The 19,148-nt window shown below is 72.0% G+C and carries 16 protein-coding genes; 6 read left to right on the forward strand and 10 right to left on the reverse strand.

Annotated features, from left to right (window positions below; translation table 11 throughout):
* Positions 1–9: 9 nt before the first annotated feature.
* The 9 genes from ACFT7S_RS35015 to ACFT7S_RS35055 all read right to left on the reverse strand — a co-directional run bounded on the left by ACFT7S_RS35015 (position 10) and on the right by ACFT7S_RS35055 (position 11,747).
* Positions 10–915, reverse strand: coding sequence for a hypothetical protein (locus ACFT7S_RS35015; protein ID WP_382739318.1), 906 nt, complete (start codon positions 913–915; stop codon positions 10–12).
* Entirely contained in the window at positions 912–1,037 is a 126-nt protein-coding gene (locus ACFT7S_RS35020; protein ID WP_382739321.1) for a hypothetical protein, read from the reverse strand. The genes ACFT7S_RS35015 and ACFT7S_RS35020 overlap by 4 nt, the downstream gene beginning before the upstream one ends.
* Entirely contained in the window at positions 1,034–2,560 is a 1,527-nt protein-coding gene (locus ACFT7S_RS35025; protein ID WP_382739324.1) for a hypothetical protein, read from the reverse strand. Before ACFT7S_RS35025 ends, ACFT7S_RS35020 begins: the two co-directional genes overlap by 4 nt.
* A gap of 99 nt (positions 2,561–2,659) precedes the next feature.
* Positions 2,660–6,277 carry a hydantoinase B/oxoprolinase family protein gene (locus ACFT7S_RS35030; RefSeq protein ID WP_382739327.1) on the reverse strand — a complete coding sequence of 1,206 codons (3,618 nt, stop codon included), beginning with the start codon at positions 6,275–6,277 and terminating at the stop codon, positions 2,660–2,662.
* Positions 6,274–7,203 carry an SGNH/GDSL hydrolase family protein gene (locus tag ACFT7S_RS35035; RefSeq protein ID WP_382739330.1) on the reverse strand — a complete coding sequence of 310 codons (930 nt, stop codon included), beginning with the start codon at positions 7,201–7,203 and terminating at the stop codon, positions 6,274–6,276. The genes ACFT7S_RS35030 and ACFT7S_RS35035 overlap by 4 nt, the downstream gene beginning before the upstream one ends.
* Before the next feature lie 5 nt (positions 7,204–7,208).
* Positions 7,209–8,384, reverse strand: coding sequence for a glycosyltransferase (locus ACFT7S_RS35040; protein ID WP_382739333.1), 1,176 nt, complete (start codon positions 8,382–8,384; stop codon positions 7,209–7,211).
* On the reverse strand, positions 8,381–9,535 hold the full coding sequence (locus ACFT7S_RS35045; RefSeq protein ID WP_382739336.1) for a glycosyltransferase family 4 protein: 1,155 nt from the start codon (positions 9,533–9,535) through the stop codon (positions 8,381–8,383). The genes ACFT7S_RS35040 and ACFT7S_RS35045 overlap by 4 nt, the downstream gene beginning before the upstream one ends.
* A gap of 123 nt (positions 9,536–9,658) precedes the next feature.
* The gene (locus ACFT7S_RS35050) at positions 9,659–11,077 is read right to left on the reverse strand and encodes a HEAT repeat domain-containing protein (protein ID WP_382739339.1); all 1,419 of its coding nucleotides are present in this window, start codon (positions 11,075–11,077) and stop codon (positions 9,659–9,661) included.
* A gap of 277 nt (positions 11,078–11,354) precedes the next feature.
* Entirely contained in the window at positions 11,355–11,747 is a 393-nt protein-coding gene (locus tag ACFT7S_RS35055; RefSeq protein ID WP_382739342.1) for an ankyrin repeat domain-containing protein, read from the reverse strand.
* Between the two features lie 314 nt (positions 11,748–12,061).
* Between ACFT7S_RS35055 and ACFT7S_RS35060 the strand changes: the two genes are divergently transcribed.
* Together ACFT7S_RS35060 and ACFT7S_RS35065 are read left to right on the forward strand one after the other, a co-directional pair.
* The gene (locus ACFT7S_RS35060) at positions 12,062–12,256 is read left to right on the forward strand and encodes a hypothetical protein (RefSeq protein ID WP_382739345.1); all 195 of its coding nucleotides are present in this window, start codon (positions 12,062–12,064) and stop codon (positions 12,254–12,256) included.
* A gap of 37 nt (positions 12,257–12,293) precedes the next feature.
* Positions 12,294–13,913, forward strand: coding sequence for a hypothetical protein (locus ACFT7S_RS35065; RefSeq protein ID WP_382739348.1), 1,620 nt, complete (start codon positions 12,294–12,296; stop codon positions 13,911–13,913).
* Positions 13,914–13,989: 76 nt separating this feature from the next.
* Here ACFT7S_RS35065 and ACFT7S_RS35070 read toward each other — a convergent pair whose 3' ends face one another.
* Positions 13,990–15,489 carry a PLP-dependent aminotransferase family protein gene (locus ACFT7S_RS35070; protein WP_382739351.1) on the reverse strand — a complete coding sequence of 500 codons (1,500 nt, stop codon included), beginning with the start codon at positions 15,487–15,489 and terminating at the stop codon, positions 13,990–13,992.
* Positions 15,490–15,590: 101 nt separating this feature from the next.
* On the opposite strand from ACFT7S_RS35070, the gene ACFT7S_RS35075 reads away from it, so the two are divergent.
* The 4 genes from ACFT7S_RS35075 (at position 15,591) to ACFT7S_RS35090 (ending at position 19,091) form a co-directional block, all read left to right on the forward strand.
* Entirely contained in the window at positions 15,591–16,271 is a 681-nt protein-coding gene (locus tag ACFT7S_RS35075; RefSeq protein WP_382739354.1) for a YitT family protein, read from the forward strand.
* A complete protein-coding gene (locus ACFT7S_RS35080) occupies positions 16,268–17,032 on the forward strand; it encodes a glycerophosphodiester phosphodiesterase (protein WP_382739357.1) in 765 nt (254 codons plus the stop codon). The genes ACFT7S_RS35075 and ACFT7S_RS35080 overlap by 4 nt, the downstream gene beginning before the upstream one ends.
* Before the next feature lie 45 nt (positions 17,033–17,077).
* On the forward strand, positions 17,078–18,442 hold the full coding sequence (locus tag ACFT7S_RS35085; protein ID WP_382739360.1) for an MFS transporter: 1,365 nt from the start codon (positions 17,078–17,080) through the stop codon (positions 18,440–18,442).
* A 274-nt stretch (positions 18,443–18,716) separates the two neighbouring features.
* Complete coding sequence (locus ACFT7S_RS35090) at positions 18,717–19,091, forward strand: RNA polymerase-binding protein RbpA (protein ID WP_382739363.1); 375 nt, start codon at positions 18,717–18,719, stop codon at positions 19,089–19,091.
* Positions 19,092–19,148: the final 57 nt, after the last annotated feature.

A 19,148-nucleotide genomic window follows, 5' to 3' on the forward strand; every position in this document is an offset into this window, starting at 1 on the left:
CGCGGCGGGTCAGGCGTGGAAGGGCAGGCCCTCGTCGGCGGCCAGCTCGGGGCTGTCGGCATCCGGCGGGGGCAGCAGGGTGGCCGTGCCGTCCGAGACCGGGACCACTCCGAGCTCCAGCAGTTCGGCCATGGCGGCGCTGCCCGCCATGTCGCGGACCTGGAGCTGGTAGCGGGCGGTGGTGCGGTACGCGCCTCCGGCGTCGTCGCCGGTGCGCTGGAGGAAGCCGGAGTCGGTGAGGAAGGCGACGGCCTTGCCGATGATGCCGGTGGTGGAGCCGGCCAGCCGCCGGGCGTCCTTCGTCGCGCCGGTGGCGCTGCGCCGTGCGTAGATCCGCCACCCGGCTTCGAGGCCGGGGGCGTCGGTGGCCGGGTCGGTGTTGTCGCCGTGCTCCTCGGCCCGCTCCTCCAGGCGGTGGCACGCCTGGCGTACGAAGGCGTCGACGCCGTTGACCGTGATGCGGCCGATGTACCCGTTGTCGGCGAGGTCCTCGGGGCGCGGGAAGGCCATGGCGGCGACGGCGAGGTGGGCGAGGCCGTGCAGGAAGCGGTCGGCGGAGTCGGACGCGGCGCGCCGGGCATAGTCGCCCATGCGTACGGCGAAGACCGAGTCCTCGCCCGCGGTGACGGCCATCCCGGCGCGGGTGGAGACCTCCATGACGATCAGCCCGAGTCCGGTGGCCACGGCGTCGGCGAGCCGGGCGAAGGCGGGCTCCTCCCGGTAGCGGCGGAGCAGCTCGGCGTACTCGGCGTCGCGGGCGGGCAGCAGCTTGGGCTGGAGCCCGAAGGAGACGAGGCGCGCGGCGTCGGCGGTGTCGGCCGGGGTGACGGGCGCCGGAGCGCTCGCCTCGGCCGCCGGGGCGGGGACTGCCGTCTCGCTCCACGCGTCGGTGTGCTCGGCGTGGTACTCGCTCACGGTTGGGGCTCCTCGGTGCGGAAACTGCGGAAACTCCGGGGTACGGAGGGGTGGCGGCCGTCGGCCCGTGGGTCCGGGGCGTCGGGGTGGCTGCCGGTGTGAGTCGTGGCGCGGGGGTTCATGACGCCTCCCTGCGGTCCGCGGTCGCCGCGGCCGTGTCCAGCAGTGCGGTGCCCACTATCAGGTCGGCGCCGCCGAACTCCGGGTCGTCCAGCTCCGTACCGTCGTCCACGGCGAAGAGCAGGCGCCGTTCGCCCTGGCGGTACGCGGTGCCGACCGGGGGGCTGGCCGCGTGGACCGCGAGCAGGGCGACCAGATAGGGCAGGTCGGGATCGCTGAGCCGGGCTTCGGCCAGGAGGCCGGAGAGCCGGCGCGGTGCGTCGTACTCCAGATCGAGCAGCGCCATGGCGTGCGCGAGCTGGTCCTCGCTGAATCGGCTGTCGTCGGGGGTGGCGATCACGTCCGGTTCGGGCATTTCCACGCCCAGGTGATCGCGTTCCATGGGCGGCGTGAGCAGCATGTCGACGAGATCGCCGACCCGTACGGACGTGGGCGTACGCAGCCCCGTGCCGTTCGCGAAGAAGGCGTCCGTGACCCGGATGGCCTGTTCGACGGGGAGCGGGAGCAGCGGGGTGACCAGTTGTCCGTACAGATCGAGGCCGGTCCGTACCGTGGGGGCGGCGAAGGCCTGCCGGTCCTGCTCGGCGCGGAACAGCGGACCGGCCTCCAGCAGCCTGGACTGGAGCTGGGTGTGGCGGCGGATGCAGTCCTTGACGATGTCGACGAGCTCGGCGGCGCGCCGCTTGTGCTCGGGGTCCTCGGCCTCGTCGCGCGACTTGCGGATGTTGGTGAGGATCGCGTTCTCGTGGCGGTAGCGGTCGGCGACGTGGTCCAGCGCTTCGGCGATCATGTCCGGCACGGTGTTGAGCCAGTCGACGGCGCGGACGTTGCGCCGGGTCGCCTCCAGGGTCCTGCGGAGCGTTTCCGCGTACTGCACGGTGCGGTAGCGGGCCTGCTCGGCGGCGAGCTGCGCGTCGGCGAGACGTCCGCGGCTGATCAGGACCTCCAGCTTCACCTCTGCGGCGATCTGTGCGCTGGTGACGTCCGTGTCGAGGGCGCCGACCAGGACGTTGACCGCCTCGTCGGTGGCGCGGAGGTAGACGCTGCCGCCGTAACCGGGGACTTCTTCGATGAGTTTGAAGTCGTAGTCCCTGCGGACGTACACCCCGTCGGGTCCGAACGTGCCGTACACCGCACGGAAACCGCGGTCGACGCTCCCGACGTTGATCAGGTTCTCCAGCACCCAGCGGGCGACCCGCTCGTGCTCGGCGACCGGGCGCCGGGGGGCCTGCGCCCCGACCCGCGGCAGGACTCTGGCCACTATCTGTTCGTGGTCGGCGCCCGTGTCGAAGTCCATGTTGAGCGTGACCAGGTCGATGACGGCGAGTGCGACCTCGGCCATCGAGTAGACCGTGTACTCACCGGCGAGATTCGTCTTGCGCACGTCGAGGTCGTGCAGCGGCGCCGTGCAGGCGAGCGCGCGCAGCCGTCGCGAGAGCCCCTCATCGGCGGCGGGGCCCTGGGCGGGCCGCGGTCCCCCGCTGAGCTGGGGCGCAGCGTTGTCCGTGTAGGCAGGCGAAGTCACGCTGCACAGATTAGGTCCTCGCACCGACAACGGTCGAAACGGCGCAGAAGCGACCGAGCGCCCGTCCCGTACGGAGCGGCCCGGTCAATGGCCCGTCGGTCACTCGCGGGGCCCGTATCCGCCACCGCCCGGCGTGCGCAGCACCAGTGCGTCACCGGCCGCCAGATCCGCAGTGTCGCAGCCCTCCAGGGGAGTCACCGTCGTACCGTCGGCGCGCTCGATGTGCTGGCTGCCCAGCGCGCCCGGTTCGCCGCCGGCCATTCCGTACGGGGGCATGCGGCGGTGGCTGGACAGCAGCGCCACGGTGACCGGTTCGAGGAAGCGGATGCGGCGCTCCACTCCCTGGCCCCCGTGCCATCGGCCCGCCCCGGCGCTGTCGGCCCGTACCTCGAAGCTCTCCAGCAGCACCGGGTAGCGCCACTCCAGGACTTCGGGGTCGGTGAGCCGGGAGTTGGTCATATGGGTCTGTACGGCGTCGGTGCCCTCGAAGCCGTCGCCCGCTCCCGATCCACTGGCGACCGTCTCGTAGTACTGGACGCGCTCGTTGCCGAAGGTGAGGTTGTTCATCGTGCCGGAGCCCTCTGCCTGGACGCCGAGCGCCGCGTAGAGGGCGCCGGTGACGGCCTGGGAGGTCTCCACGTTGCCCGCGACGGTCGCCGCCGGGTGGGCGGGAGCCAGCATCGACCCTTCGGGCACCCGTACGTCCAGGGGCTTGAGGCAGCCGCTGTTGAGCGGGATGTCCTCGGCCACGAGCGTCCGGAAGACGTAGAGGACGGCGGCCATGACCACGGATTTCGGTGCGTTGAAGTTCCCGGACTGCTGCGGTGAGGTGCCGGCGAAGTCCAGTACGGCACTGCGGGCCGCCCGGTCCACGGTCAGCTTCACCTCGATCACCGCGCCGTTGTCGGTCTCGTAGCGGTACGAGCCGTCGTTCAGACCGGCGACGATGCGGCGGACCGACTCCTCCGCGTTGTCCTGCACGTGACGCATGTACGCCTCGACGACGGCCGGTCCGAACTGCTCCGACATGCGCCGCAGTTCGCTGATCCCCTTCTCGTTGGCGGCGATCTGGGCGCGGAGATCGGCGAGATTGGTGTCGGGGTCGCGCGAGGGGTACGCGGCGGTCGTCAGCAGTTCCCTCGTCTCGGCCTCGCGGAGCCGTCCGTCGCGAACGAGCAGCCAGTTGTCGAAGAGGACACCCTCCTCGTGGATCGTGCGGCTGAAGGCGGGCATGGAGCCGGGGGTGATGCCGCCGATCTCGGCGTGGTGGCCGCGTGAGGCCACGAGGAATCGCGGTCCGCTCCCGGGTTCCCCGGAAGGCTCGTCGAACACGGGCGTCACCACCGTCACATCGGGCAGGTGGGTGCCGCCGTGGTACGGATCGTTGATCGCGTACACATCGCCGGGGCGCATGGTGCTCCCGTTGCGCCGCAGCACTTCCTTGATGGACTCCCCCATCGAGCCGAGGTGAACCGGGATGTGCGGGGCGTTGGCGATGAGGTTGCCGTCGGCGTCGAACAGGGCGCAGGAGAAGTCCAGCCGCTCCTTGATGTTGACGGAGTGGGCGGTGTTCTCCAGGCGTACGCCCATCTGCTCGGCGATCGACATGAAGAGGCTGTTGAACACTTCCAGCATGACCGGGTCCACACCGGTCCCCACGGCCGTCCGGTCGGGGCGCGGGCGGACCCGGGTCAGCACCAGATGTCCGGTGGGGCCGGGCGATGCCTGCCAGCCGGGGTCGACGACGGTGGTGGCGTCGTTCTCGGCGATGATCGCGGGGCCGCTGATGGTGTCTGCCGCACGGAGTTCCGTACGGCGGTACAGACGTGCGTCCTGCCACTGCCCGTCGGTGAACATCCGTACGGTGTCGTGGGGTTGCGGCCCGTGCGCCCTGTCCGTCGGGTCTCCCGCCCGTGCGGTGAGGTGGGGTCCGGCAGCTCCGGTCGCTTCCACGGAGACCGCTTCGACGACCAGCGGCTTGTCCATCGTGAAGCCGTAGCGTGCCCGGTGTACGGCAAGGAATTCCCCGGTCATGGCGGACACCGTGCCGAGGTCGACGGGGAGGCTCGCGTCCGTCCCGGCGTAGCGCAGGAGCACGCGGGCCCGGGTGGTGACGGCGGAGTCCGGTACGCCGTCGGCGCGGAGGTCGGCCCTGGTGCGGCCGGCCAGCTCCTCGCAGAGTGTCTCCAGGCGGGTGCGGGCCTCCTCGTCGAGTTCTGCCTCGACGGACTGCTCACGCATCGCGGTGGCGTCGGCGAGACCGATGCCGTACGCGGAGAGCACCCCGGCGAACGGGGGTACGAGGACGGTGTCGACGCCCAGGGCGTCCGCGACCGCGCACGCGTGCTGGCCGCCCGCTCCGCCGAACGCGGCCAGGGCGTAGCGCGTGATGTCGTGCCCGCGCTGCACGGAGATCTTCTTCACGGCGTTGGCCATGTTCAGCACGGCGATCTCCAGGAAGCCGGCCGCGACCTGCGCCGCTGTCCGCCGGCTTCCGGTGGCCCGCGCCACCTCCCCGGCCAGTGCCTCGAAGTGTTCGCGCACGGTCGCGGAGTCCAGGGGCTGGTCGCCCCGGGGTCCGAAGACGGCGGGGAAGTGCGCGGGCTGGACCCTGCCCAGCATCACGTTGGCGTCCGTGACGGTGAGGGGTCCGCCGCGGCGGTAGCAGGCCGGGCCGGGGTCGGCGCCCGCGGAGTCGGGTCCGACCCGGTAGCGCCGGCCGTCGAAGTGCAGGACGGAGCCGCCGCCCGCGGCGACGGTGTGGATGCTCATCATGGGTGCGCGCATCCGCACACCGGCCACCTGGGTACCGAGTTCGCGCTCGAACTCGCCCGCGTAGTGCGACACATCGGTGGATGTGCCGCCCATGTCGAAGCCGATGACCAGGTCGTGTCCGGCCTGTTCGGAGGTGCGGGCCATGCCGACGACGCCTCCCGCGGGCCCGGAGAGGACTGCGTCCTTGCCTCGGAAGTGGGCGGCTTCCCGCAGTCCGCCGTTGGACTGCATGAACATCAGCCGGATGCCCCGGAGTTCACCGGCGACCTCGTCGACGTACCGGCGCAGGATCGGTGAGAGGTAGGCGTCGACGACCGTGGTGTCGCCCCGTGGCACGAGCTTGATCAGGGGACTGACCTCGTGGGAGCAGCTGATCTGCGTGAAACCCAGACTGCGGGCCGCGGCGGCGACGGCGGATTCGTGACCGGGGTGGCGGTAGCCGTGCATGAGCACGACGGCCGCGCTGGTGATTCCGTCGTCCTTCGCGGCCCTCAACCGCTCGGTCACCGCCGGGAGGTCCAGCGGTTCCACGATCGTGCCCCGTGCGTCGACCCGCTCCGGCACCTCGATCACCCGCTCGTACACGGCCTCGGGGAGCAGGATGTGCCGGTCGAAGAGGCGGGGCCGGTTCTGGTAAGCGATCCTCAGCGCATCACGGAAGCCTTCCGTGATGACGAGGACGGTCGGCTCGCCGGTGCGCTCCAGGAGTGCGTTGGTCGCGACGGTGGTGCCCATCTTCACTACGGCGACCCGGTCGGCGGGGACGGGGTCGCCGGGCCCGAGATCCAGCAGCCGCCTGATCCCGGCGACGGCCGCGTCCCGGTAGCGGGCGGGGTCGTGCGAGAGGAGTTTGTGGCTGATCAGGTGGCCCTCGGGGTCCCGGCCCACCACATCGGTGAACGTGCCGCCACGGTCGATCCAGAACTCCCAGCGTCCGGTCATCCCTCCATTCTGGCCCGGGGCACGGGTGAGGGGGCGGGCGGGTCCGAAGTACGGTGTCCTGCCGCGGGCGGTTTCAGGGCGGCCAGGGCACGGAGCAGTTCGCGCTCGGCCCTCCGGTCGAGCGTTGCGCTCGTACCGCGCGCCGCGTGACGGATTTCAGCCGCCGCCAGGCACAGCAGCTGGGGCAGCAGATCGGTGGAGCGGCGGGCCAGCCAGCCGGTGCCCTCGGTGGCCAGCCAGAGCGCGGCGGCGGCGCGGGTGGGCGGCGGCTGCCGGGGTTCGGTGCCGGGCGGGGCACCGGGGGCGAGTCCGCGTTCGAGGAGGAGGCGGTGGAATCCGGCGGCTACCTTGCGGTGTCCGCGCTCGGCGGGGTGGAGGCGGTCCACGCTCCACAGGGAGCGGTCCTCGACCCAGGCCCGGCCCGAGGCGTGCAGATGGACGGCGTCGTAGCGCGCGGACAGCGCGTGCACGACGGCGTTCACCGCACGCTGCCGCCGGGCCAGGGGGCGGGCGAGCGGCGCGGGCAGCCCGAGCACGGACCCGGGATCGGGCAGGCAGGCGGTCAGGAGTACGGCTCCGCCCGTGGCCAGGAGCGCGCAGACCTCGTCGAGCCGCTGCGCCAGGCCCATGAGGTCGAAGGACCGGCGCAGGGTGTCGTTGACACCGACGACGACGGAGGCGATGTCGGGGCGGAAGGCTGCTGCCGCGGCGGCCTGGCTGTCGCGGACATCGCAGGACAGGGCGCCGCTGACGGCGAGGTTACGGAACTCCACGCCCCGTACCCCGTCGTCCATGCCCTCGGCGAGCAGCGCCGCCCAGCCCCTCCGGCCGCCCGGCACGGGGTCGCCGACGCCCTCGGTGAACGAGTCCCCGAGCGCCACGAACCGGACGGGCGGACAGTGGCCGCGTACCCGTGCAGGACTCACCCCGTTCATGGCCGGGCCCCGGCGGTCTCGCGGTGCTCCGGCACCTCGTGGGCTGCCAGGAAGGCGGCCACCGAGCGGTCCCAGCCGAAGAGTTCGGCCCGGGAGCGGGCTGCCGCGCGGCGCTCCTGTTCCGGGCCGGCCAGCAGGGCGCGTACCGCCCTGGCAAAGGCCTCACCCGTGTCCGGCGCCGCCGACCCGGCGGCGCCGACGACCTCCGGCAGGGCGGAGGCCGCGCTCACCACCACCGGTGTGCCGCAGGCGAGTGCCTCCAGCGCCGACAGGCCGAACGTCTCGGCGGGGCCCGGCGCCAGGCAGATGTCGGCTGCGGCCTGAAGGTCCGCCACCCGCTCCCGGTCGGCCACGTGCCCCAGGAACTCGACCGGCAGGCCCTCGGTCCGGGCCCGCTGCGCCAGCCCCGCCCGCAGCGGCCCGTCCCCGGCGACGAGCAGCGCCGCCCGCACACCGAGGTCCCGCAGCACCGCCAGCGCGTCCAGAGCCCGGCCGGGCCGTTTCTCCACCGAGAGGCGGGAGCAGAGCAGCAGCAGGACGTCCTGGCCGTGCAGATGCCGGGTACGCACCGCCGTACTGCGCCGCTCCGGGCGGCAGCGCAGCAGGTCCACACCGAGCGGGGCGCGCACCACATTGCGTGCGCCGATCCGGACGAACTCGCGCTCCGCCCACCGCGTGGTGCAGACGATCCGCGTGTAGGCACGGGCGCTGCGCGCGTTGAGACGGTCGGCCGTGCGTGCCGCCGCCGCGGCGGGGACGCCCCAGGTCCGCAGGACGCCGTCCGCCGTCTCGTGGGAGACCATCACTGCGGGCGTTCTGGCTCGCCGCGCCCACTCGCCCGTCCACCGCAGCGTCGTACGGTCGGACACCTCCAGCCGGTCGGGGCTCAGGGTTTCCAGCAGGCCGGTGAGTCGTCGGCGGCCCGCCAGTACGCGGTAGCCGCCCGTGCCCGGCAGCAGCGGTCCGGGCAGCGTGACCACTCGGCCCTGCGGTGTCCGCTCGTCGCGGGCGGTGGCGCCCGGCACGATCAGTACGGGCTCGTGTCCTGCGGCGAGATAGCCCCGGCCCAGTTCCTCCAGGGCCGTGCGCAGACCGCCGGATGCGGGCGTGACGAAGTTGGCCAGCCGTACGATCCTCAGCCCCTCGGGGCCTCGCACGCCACGGGAGTTCACGCGGCCACCGCCGTCCGGTCGCGCAGCACCTCGTCGTAGTGGCCCAGGAGCCGGTCTCCGACGGCCTCCCAGGTGCGGCCCTCGACCGTGGCCCGCGCCGCCCGTCCGAAGGCCGCCGCGTGTGCGGGGTCCGCGACGAGTGAGCCGACCGCGGTCCTGACCGCGTCGGCGTCGTGCGGCGGGACCAGCAGCCCGGTGCGTCCGTGGTCGACGAGGTCGAGCGGTCCGCCCGCCGCCGGTGCGACCACCGGCACACCGGAGGCCATGGCCTCCTGCACCGTCTGGCAGAAGGTCTCGTACGGGCCGGTGTGCGCGAAGACGTCCAGGGAGGCGAACAGCCGGGCCAGGTCGTCACCGGTCCGGCGGCCGAGGAAAGCGGCGCCCGGCAGGGCCGTACGCAGCGACGCCTCGCTCGGTCCGTCGCCGACGACCACGACCCGGACGCCGGGCAGTGCGCAGGCCCCGGCGAGGAGTTCGACATGTTTCTCCGGGGCGAGCCGTCCGACGTACCCGACGAGCTTCTCGCCCGCCGGGGCGAGACTGCGGCGCAGTGCCTCGTCCCGCAGCTCCGGCCGGAACCGTACGGTGTCGACGCCGCGCGGCCACAGGTGCACCCGGGGCACGCCGTGTCCGGTGAGGTCGCGCAGGGCGGCGGTGGAGGGGGCGAGGGTGCGGTCGGCAGCGCTGTGCACGGCGCGCATCCGCCGCCAGGCGGTGTTCTCGCCCGTGCCCAGATACGTACGGGCGTAGCCGGCCAGGTCGGTCTGGTAGACGGCCACGGTCGGCAGCCCCAGCCGCGTGGCGACGGCCATGCCCCGCACCCCGAGCACGAACGGCCCGGCCAGATGGACGAGTTCGGCGCGGTGCGCGGTGAGGGCGGCCGCGAGGCGGCGGCTGGGGAGGGCCACTCGGACCTGCGGATAGCCGGGCAGCGGCAGCGAGGGCACGCGCACCACGGGGCACGGCTGGCCGGCCTCGTAGGTGCCCGGTCCTGCCGAGCTCCTGGTGGAGGCCGTCGCCCCGGGCGTGGCCGGGGCTATGACGAGCGGATGGTGACCGCGGGCGGCGAGATGCCGTGCGGTCTGCAGGGTGCAATGGGCCACACCGTTGACATCGGGCGGGAAGGACTCGGTGACGATGACGACACGCATACCCGTGTTGTCGCCGCGCCGGGCGTGCCTGGGCCGACTTGGATCTTTCCGCCCGGGGAACGTCCTATGAGCGTTTGCGCCGCGCGCCCCGTCGGCGCACCCGCCGTCCTCGCGTGCCCGCCGTCAGACGGCGGGTGCGTCGGGCCCGATCCTGCTGCGTACCGCCGTCTGCACCTCGGCCTCCTCGGCCGGATCCGCGGCCAGCCGACGCAGGCGTTCGGCGACCCTGATGTCACCGGTCTCCGCGTGCAGGGCGGCGACCTCCCGGGTGGTCTCCTCGCAGTCCCACAGGCATTCGACGGCGAATCCGGTGGGGAAGGAGGGGTCGGTCGCGGCCAGGGCCCGGGCGGCCCGTCCGCGCAGATGCGAGGAGGACGTCTCGCGGTAGACGTGGCGCAGCACGGGAGCGGCGCAGGCGATGCCGAGCCTTCCGGTGCCGTCGACGAGGGTCCAGAGGCGCGGGGCGTCGGGGCCCTCGCCCCGTACGGCCTCGCGCAGGGCGCCGAGGACGAGCGGGGCGTCCTGCGCCCCGCCGCGGCAGGCGAGCACTCCGGCGGCGGAGGCTCCGAGCGCGTCGGGCCGGGGGGCCCACCGGCGGGCACGGTCCACCGCTGCTTCCCCGCACATCCGCTCGAAGGCGCCGACCGCGGCTTCGGAGACGGTGCGCGAGGGGTCGGCCGCGGCGGCCTCGATCAGGTCGAGAACGGCGGGGTCCCCGGCCTCGACGAGGTAGTGGAGCGAGGCGCAGCGGGCGCCTTCGGGGCCGCTGCGGGCGGCCTCGATGATCAGGGGCCGGTCGTCGGGACCGGCGACGGCTGACAGGCAGCGCGCTGCCGGTACGTGGAGGACGCTGCCCCGCTCCAGGCCCTGCTGGGCCCAGTCGAACACGGCCTGGACGCTCCAGCCGGGGCGCGGGCCGCCGGGTCGCATCTGCCGCTGCCAGCGGTCGAACGAGCCCTGTTCGGAGGCCGCCCTGACCCGGGCGCCGACCTCGTCCCGCGGGTCGTCGGCCCACAGCCGCCAGGGGCGCGGCTCGAAGGCGTCGCGGACGACCGCGGCGAGCTCGGCGGTTCCCTCGGGGGTGGTGGGGAAGCGGCCGAGTACGGGCACGGCGAGGGAGCGCAGCCCGGCGTCGTCGTCGCGCAGGGCGAGCTCGTCGAGCGCCCAGGCCCAGTTGGAGCCGGTGGCCGCGTAGCGCCGCAGCAGGGCGAGGGCGTCCTCGCGTCCGTAGGAGGCGAGGTGGCCGAGGACCGCGAGGGCCAGGCCCGTGCGGGAGTCGTCGGTGTCGAGGTGGTCCTCGGGATCGCACAGGTGCCGTTCGATCTCTTCGATGCCGCCGTCGAGATCGAGGTACAGGCGTGCGTAGTAGAGGGAGCGGTTCTCGATCTGCCAGTCGTGACGCGGATCGCTCAGGACACAGTGGTTGAGAGCCGCCAGGGCCTCGGGGCGTGGTGCGGCGAGCGCGTGGAGCGTGCCGTCGCCGCGGCCCCTCTGCAGCAGGCCGAGCAGGGTGCCGCTCGGCGCTATGAACGGATCAAACATGGGAAAAGCCTCACATCAAGCTGTCGACGCAACCGGGACTGTGCAGTTCCAGGTGCCGGGAAGGCACCGGGGCCGGCCCTAGGCCGCGCAGCAACATGATCGGCCGACCGCCGTCTTCTGCCTGGTGTAGACCATCTTCCTCTGCCTCTCGTCGGTGGTCCTGAGCGGACCCGCGACGTCATGATGACCCAGCCATTTCGCCACCGCGACCACATTTACGGCGCAACGGTCGGTGCGTGCGCCGGCGAGCGCCCCGGCAGGCACCTGCGCGCTCATGTCAGCGGGCCCCGAAGAGTTCCAGCAGGTCGGCCTTGCCGAACATGCGCGCCGTGTCGAGCGCGGACGGCGTACCGGACTCCGGGTCCGCCCCCGCGGCGAGCAGTGCCTCGATCACGGCGTTCTCGCCCTTGAAGACGGCGCCCGCGAGCGGGGTCTGCCCCCGGTCGTTGGCCCGGTCCGGGTCGGCACCCCGGCCGACGAGGGCCGTGACCGCCCCGGCGTGCCCGTGATAGGCGGCGAGCATGAGCAGTGAGTCGCCCCGGTCATTGGTGAGGTTGGCGGGCACGCCCGCGTCGACGTACGCGGCGAGCGCGTCGGCCTCACCGCGTCGGGCCAGGTCGAAGACCTTGGTCGCCAGTTCGACCACCTCGGGATCGGGGGTTTCGCTCATCGGACGGACCGCCTTCCATAACCGTTGTCGCTGCCGCTGACCTGCTGGGGAGTACGGCTCAGGGCCATACGAGTGAATCGACAGGGTACTGCCCCCGCGCCGACATGACCCGGCCGGTATGAGGCAAAAGATCACCACGTGCGACCCATTTCGGTCACGGAACGTTGAAGTGTTCCGCCCGGACAACCACCCCTTGTCCGCCAGTCAAGTGAAATTGCCAGCTTTTCACTCAATTGCACCTTTTATCGTATAGATACTTCCCGTAATCCTGGAAGGACTCATGGTGACTGTCCCCCCAACCAGGAGAACGACTCATGATCCTTTCCATCTCGGGCGTCGTACTGCTCGGCATCATCGTCTTTCTGTTCTTCAAGAAGGACGGCCTCAAGGCATCGCACGCCATGATCTGCGCCCTGTTCGGCTTCTATCTGGCCGGCACCGCCATCGCACCGAGCATCACCGCAGGCGGGGCGAGCCTCGCCGGCATGCTCAGCGGGATCAAGTTCTGACGCGCGGCAACCGTTCCCACCCCTTCAGGAGACCGACGTGGCCCGGCGACCACTCCCCCGCATTCTGAGCAGCGGCAGCGCATCGATCACTCGCAGTCGAGAGATCGCGCGTACGGCCGCCGACAACGCCACCGACGTCCTCCATCCGCTGATCACGATCGCTCGTGGTCTGCGGCTGCTGGCCGCAGCAGGACGGCAGAAGTGGGCCGCGACGCCCAAGGAGCGGCGTGGTCCCACACTGTTCCTCGCTGCGGCCTGCGTACTCGTGGTGGCGCTCATCCCGTACGGGCCTCTGCTGGCCGTGATCACGGTGATGAGCGCTGCCGCATGGAAGGGGCGCGGCCGTACGTCCGTGAAGACCGGCCCCGACGAGGCGCAGGCCGGACGGCTCCAGGCCCTGTACGAGGCGCTCGTGCCCTACTTCTCGACGGCCGACGATCCCAGTCCGCTGTTCTCCCACGGCGGCGACTGGGAGAAGGGCTTCGGCAGCCACACCTTCGACGCCGACGGGCGCCTCACCAGCCTCCAGGTGAACTACCCCGCGTACTTCACCGACAGCGAATCCTCCTCCCGCACCCGGATCGAGCAGCTGCTCCGGGCCAAGTCCGGCCGCGGCCGCGAATACCACTTCGCCTGGGACGAGGAGAGCAACCACCTCGTCATGACCGTGCTCGACGCGCTGCCCGTCTCGATCGCCGCCCAGCGCTTCGTGACCGCACCCGGCGAGACCGTGCTGGGCTTCACCGACGCCGACTCCGTACAGCGCACCGTGCCCGTCCGGGACGGCGACGCCACGCGGGACGCGCCGCCGGTCGTCTGGCGCACCGGGGCCCGCTCCACCGAGCCCCATCTCCTCGTCGTCGGGCAGCCCGGCAGCGGCACCACCACCCTGATGCGCTCCATCGCGCTCCAGGCGCTCCAGTACGGCGACATCATCGTCGTCGAAGGCAGCGGGACCGGCGAGTACGGCTGCCTGACCGGGCGTACCGGAGTGCTGGCTGTGGAGTGCGGCCTCGCCGGGGCGCTCGCGACGCTCGAATGGGCCGCCCACGAGACGGAGCGGCGGCTGATCGCCGCCAACCGGGCCCGCCAGGCCGGACACCCAGCCCCCGAGGACACCAAGCGTCCGCTCTGGATCCTGCTGGACCGGCCGAGCGTCCTCGGCCATCTGGCCGCCGCCGACGGCAGGCCCGACCCGCAGGAGCTCCTTCAGGTCCCGCTCCGGCACGGCAGGGCGGCCGGGGTCACCGTCGTCATGGCTGATCAGTTCGACAGCACCGACTCCCTGACCGAGACCGTACGGACGCACACCCACGCCAGGGCCGTCCTCGGCCCTGCCGCACGCGAACAGATCGAGGCCGTACTCGGCGTGGAGCCGCACACGACGCCGACCCCGGACGTCCCGCCGGGCCGGGGCTATGTGCGTCTGGGTACGGGTCCGGTCCTGCGGCTCCAGGTGCCGGCCACGCCCGACCCGTACGACGACGCCACCAGCGAGGCCCATCGGCAGGCCGTGCTCGACCTGCTGCCCGACCGACAGTCCGCCGCCGACGCCGAGCCCGTGACCGCGCCCGTCCCCGTGGCCGTCGAGGCCGCCGTCGCGGAGCCCGCGCCCCGGGACCCGCTGATCGGCGCGCCGGCGACCGTCGAGGGGTGACGAGGGCGGGACGAACGGCCGGTGGGCGGGTGGCGGACTCCGTGTCCGTCACCCGCCCACCGGCCGTTCCCGCCCGTCAGGCCACGAACGTCCTCGGCGCCTCGGCCCCCGCGCTCGCGCCGGAGCCGACGAGCTCCGCCGCCGCCGCGAGCCGCAGGGCCGCCTCGTCCGCCACCGGACCGCCCACGGTGAACGGCAGCCGCACATAGCCCTCGAAGGCCCCGTCGACCCCGAACCGGGGCCCGGACGGCACACGGACGCCCACGCGCTCGCCCGCCACGGCCAGCCGTGAACCGGAGAGTCCTCCCGTACGCACCCAGAGAGTGAGTCCGCCGCGCGGTACCTCGAACTCCCACTCCGGCAGCTCCCGGCGCAGCGCACGCACCAGGTCGTCCCTGTTCTCCCGGGCCTGGGCGCGCCGGACCTCCACGGCCTGCTCCCAGCCGCCGGTCCTCATCAGCCAGTTGATGGCGAGCTGTTCCAGCACCGGCGTCCCCATGTCCGCGTAGGCGCGGGCCGCCACGAGGCTGCGGATCACGTCAGGCGAAGCGCGAACCCAGCCGATCCGCATCCCGGCCCAGAACGCCTTGCTCGCGGAGCCGACGGTCAGGACTGTGCTGCCCGCCGGGTCGAAGGCGCAGACCCGGCGCGGCATGTCGACGTCCGCGTCGAGGTAGAGCTCGTTCATGGTCTCGTCGACGACGAGGACCGTACCGGCGGAGCGGGCCGCGTCGACGAGAGCGCGTCGCTGCTGCTCGTCGGCGAGCGCCCCGGTCGGATTGTGGAAGTCGGCGACCACGTACGCGAGGCGGGGTGCGGCGTCGCGCAGTACCTGCCGCCAGCGGTTCATGTCCCAGCCGCCGAGCCCCTCCTCCATCGCGACCGGCACCAGCCGGGCACCGGCCTCCCGCATCAGCTGGAGGATGTTGGCGTACGAGGGCGACTCGACCGCGATCCGTTCGCCGCGCCCGGCGAAGAGGTGACAGATCGCGTCGATGGCGCCCATCGCCCCGGTGGTGACCATGATCTGTTCGGGCATCGTCGCGATGCCGCGTTCGGTGTAACGCGCGGCGATCATCTGCCGCAGAGCCGGCAGCCCCGCCGGGTAGTCGCCGTGGGTGTGCGCGTAGGGCGGCAGCTCCTCCAGGGCGCCCTGCACGGCCCGGGTCAGCCAGGGCTCGGGCGCGGGCAGCGAGGCGCAGCCCAGGTCGATCATCGAGCCGAGCGACTCCGGGGGCAGCGGTTCGAGACCGCGTGCGGGCAGCGGATTGCCCGCGGGCACCGCGGTCCAGCTGCCGGCGCCGCGGCGGGACTCCAGGAAGCCCTCGGCCCGCAGCGCCTCGTAGGCGGCGGCGACGGTCGTACGGCTGACGGAGAGGGCGAGCGCCAGTTCCCGTTCGGCGGGCAGCCGCGCGGCCACCGGGACCCGGCCTTCGAGGACGAGCAGCCGTACCCCGTCGGCGAGGGCACGGTAGGCGGGCTGCTTACGGCTGCCGGGCCCGGCGGGCCGGTCCTGCTGCGCCTGAAGCTGCCGCGCGAGCTGCGCCGCACCGACCGTTGAAGTCCACTGCGCCATGGAAATCAGTCCACCTTCCTCGGATTGGCCATAGTTGGTAGCCAATCCCCCGCCACAGAGTGACACGCAGCAGTCCACTACCACCACACCAGGGGCACCACTTGTCCGATACCACCGGCCACAGCCGCACCCATGTCACTCGGCGGCTGATCCAGCTGTACGGGGGCCTGACCCTGTACGGGGCGAGTGCGGCGCTCCTGGTCCGTGCCGAACTGGGCCTGGAACCGTGGGGCGTACTGCACCAGGGCCTGAACGAACTGACCGGCATCTCCATCGGTGTCGTCTCGATCGTCGTCGGCGCGATCGTGTTGCTGCTGTGGATTCCGCTCAGGCAGCGTCCCGGTCTTGGCACCGTCTCCAATGTCCTCGTCGTCGGCCTCGCCATGGACGGCACGCTCGCCGTCGTACCGGAGATCCACGGGCTCGGCGCACAGATCCCGGCGATGGTCGCCGGGATCGTGTTCAACGGTGTGGCGACGGGGCTGTACATCGCTGCCCGATTCGGTCCCGGCCCGCGCGACGGGCTGATGACCGGCCTCAACCGGGTCACCGGGCGCTCCGTCCGCCTGGTCCGTACGGCGATCGAGGTGGCCGTCGTGGTGACCGGATTCCTGCTCGGCGGCTCGCTGGGCGTCGGCACGGTCCTGTACGCCCTGGCGATCGGCCCGCTCGCCCAGTTCTTCCTCGGCGTGTTCACCGCCGCCGAGTCCACCCCCGAGCCCACCGGTGTCACCAGCGAGGTCGCCGAGCCGTCACCCGAGCAGGCGATACTGCCGCAGTGACTCATGGACGCCACCCCTACCTGGACCATCCCTCGACGATTCCGTTCGCCCACCGCGGCGGAGCGGCGGACGGGATGGAGAACACCGCGGTGGCCTTCCGCCGGGCCGCGGACGCGGGCTACCGCTACTTCGAGACCGATGTACACACCACGTCGGACGGTCGGCTGGTGGCCTTCCACGACCCCACGCTCGACCGGGTGACGGATGCCAGGGGGCGGATCTCCGCGCTGCCGTGGAGCGAGGTGCGCCGGGCACGCGTGGCGGGCCGCGAACCCCTGCCGCTCCTCGAGGAACTGCTGGAGGAGTTCCCGGACGCCCGGTGGAACGTCGACATCAAGGCGGAACCGGCCCTCGCCCCGCTCATCGAACTCATCCGCAGGACCGACGCCTGGGACCGGGTGTGCGTCGGCTCCTTCTCGGAGTCCCGGGTGGCCAGGGCCCACCGCCTGGCGGGCCCGCGACTGGCGACCTCGTACGGCGTGCGCGGCGTCCTGGGCCTGCGGCTGCGTTCATACGGGATACCGGCGGCGCTCCGGGCGGGCGCCGTGTGTGCGCAGGTCCCGGAGAGCCAGAACGGCATCCGGGTGGTGGACCGCAATTTCGTCCGGACGGCGCACGCGCGGGGGCTCCAGGTGCACGTGTGGACGGTGAACGACCCGCAGCGGATGGCGGCGCTCCTCGACCTCGGGGTGGATGGCATCATGACCGATCACATCGAGACGCTGCGCACGGTGCTGAGCGAGCGGGGGGCCTGGGCCTGACGCCGGGCCGTCCGCGTCGGCACGGGACGAGCGAGGGGGCGCGGTGTGAGCACCGGTACCGCAGGAACGGCCGATCCGGCGGAGCGGCCCGCCGGGGCCGACGAGCGCCGCCGTGAGCAACGCGGCTGGTATTTCTACGACTTCGCCTGCTCCGTCTACTCGACGAGCGTCCTCACCGTGTTCCTCGGCCCCTATCTGACGTCGGTCGCCGAGGCCGCCGCCGATGCCGAGGGCTTCGTGCACCCGCTCGGCATACCCGTGCGGGCCGGGTCGCTGTTCGCGTACACCGTTTCGGTCTCCGTGGTCGTGGCCGTCCTGCTGATGCCGGTGGTGGGGGCCGCAGCGGACCGTACGGGGCGCAAGAAGCCCCTGCTGGCCGTCGCGGCGTACACGGGTGCGGCGGCCACGACCGGCATGTTCTTCCTGGACGGCCACCGCTATCTGCTCGGCGCGTTCCTCCTGATCGTGGCCAACGCCTCGATCTCCGTGTCGATGGTGCTGTACAACTCCTACCTCCCGCAGATCGCGGAGCCCGACGAACGGGACGCGGTCTCCTCCCGGGGCTGGGCCTTCGGATACACCTCGGGCGCACTCGTCCTGGTGCTGAATCTGATCCTCTACACGGGACACGACTCCTTCGGGCTCTCCGAGTCCGAGGCGGTACGGATCTGTCTCGCCTCCGCCGGTGTCTGGTGGGGCGCCTTCACCGTCGTACCCCTTCGGCGGCTGCGCGACCGGCATGTGCACCCGGACGGCCGCGGCGCGGTCGGGTCCGGCTGGAAGCAGTTGCTGGCGACCCTTCGCGATATGCGCCGGCACCCGCTGACGCTGTCGTTCCTGCTCGCCTACCTCGTCTACAACGACGGAATCCAGACGGTGATCTCGCAGGCCTCGCTGTACGGCTCCGAGGAACTGGGCCTCGACCAGACGACGCTGATCACCGCGGTGCTGCTGGTTCAGGTACTGGCGGTGGCGGGTGCCCTGGGGATGGGGCGGCTCGCCCGGGTGTACGGCGCGAAGCGCACGATCCTCGCCTCCCTGGCCGTCTGGACGCTGATCCTCCTCGCCGCGTATGTACTTCCGGCGGGTGAACCGGTCTTCTTCTACTCCCTGGCGGCGGCCATCGGCCTGGTACTGGGCGGCAGTCAGGCCCTGTCGCGGTCGCTCTTCTCCCACCTGGTGCCGCGCGGCAAGGAGGCCGAGTACTTCTCCGCGTACGAGATGAGCGACCGCGGACTGAGCTGGCTGGGGCCGCTGGTGTTCGGCCTCGCGTACCAGCTGACCAGCAGTTATCGGGATGCGCTGCTCTCGTTGGTGATCTTCTTCGCGCTCGGTACCGTGCTGCTGGCGCGGGTGCCGGTGCGGGCAGCCGTGGCGGCTGCGGGCAACCCCGTTCCGGCCCGGATTTAGACGTTGAAGTGAAAGGCCGGTAGTGTACGCCTTTGGCCTGCCCGGAGGACCGTTACTGCGAGCGGAAGAAGCCAAACCGTTGGGTGACAACTTCTGCCAGATGTGACAAACCGGGCATTGGTGGGTACCTAGAACCCTGGAAACCCAGTACAAGCAGCGGCACGACGGGCGACGCAGACCGGCAACGGGAATCTTTACCGCCGACCGGACGTTGACCGGATGACGACGACAGCGACACCTGTCCTGTGGGCGACAAGCCCGGGAGGCACGATTCATGAGTGAGCGAGCTCTCCGCGGCACGCGACTCGTGGTTACCAGCTACGAGACGGACCGCGGCATCGATCTGGCCCCGCGCCAGGCGGTGGAGTACGCATGCCCGAACGGACATCGATTTGAGATGCCGTTCTCGGTAGAGGCGGATATTCCGCCGGAGTGGGAGTGCAAGGCGTGCGGCGCCATGGCACTCCTGGTGGACGGGGATGGCCCCGAGGAGAAGAAGGGCAAGCCTGCGCGTACGCACTGGGACATGCTCATGGAGCGGCGCACCCGCGAGGAGCTTGAGGAGGTGCTGGCCGAGAGGCTGGCGGTTCTGCGCTCCGGAGCCATGAACATTGCCGTGCACCCGCGGGACAGCAGGAAGTCTGCCTGACCGCGTACAGCCGCACAGATCCAGAAAGCTGCGGGCCCGGACACAGAATGTGTGTCC

It is taken from the genome of Streptomyces sp. NPDC057136, from assembly GCF_042670885.1.
Lineage (GTDB): Bacteria > Actinomycetota > Actinomycetes > Streptomycetales > Streptomycetaceae > Streptomyces.

Bases quoted from the DNA above. Each gene is read 5' to 3' on its own strand.
- ACFT7S_RS35070 (WP_382739351.1), bottom strand. From the start codon at position 15,489: ATGGCGCAGTGGACTTCAACGGTCGGTGCGGCGCAGCTCGCGCGGCAG.
- ACFT7S_RS35090 (WP_382739363.1), top strand. From the start codon at position 18,717: ATGAGTGAGCGAGCTCTCCGCGGCACGCGACTCGTGGTTACCAGCTAC.
- ACFT7S_RS35030 (WP_382739327.1), bottom strand. From the start codon at position 6,277: ATGACCGGACGCTGGGAGTTCTGGATCGACCGTGGCGGCACGTTCACC.
- ACFT7S_RS35050 (WP_382739339.1), bottom strand. From the start codon at position 11,077: ATGTTTGATCCGTTCATAGCGCCGAGCGGCACCCTGCTCGGCCTGCTG.
- ACFT7S_RS35060 (WP_382739345.1), top strand. From the start codon at position 12,062: ATGATCCTTTCCATCTCGGGCGTCGTACTGCTCGGCATCATCGTCTTT.
- ACFT7S_RS35055 (WP_382739342.1), bottom strand. From the start codon at position 11,747: ATGAGCGAAACCCCCGATCCCGAGGTGGTCGAACTGGCGACCAAGGTC.
- ACFT7S_RS35045 (WP_382739336.1), bottom strand. From the start codon at position 9,535: ATGCGTGTCGTCATCGTCACCGAGTCCTTCCCGCCCGATGTCAACGGT.
- ACFT7S_RS35020 (WP_382739321.1), bottom strand. From the start codon at position 1,037: ATGAACCCCCGCGCCACGACTCACACCGGCAGCCACCCCGACGCCCCG.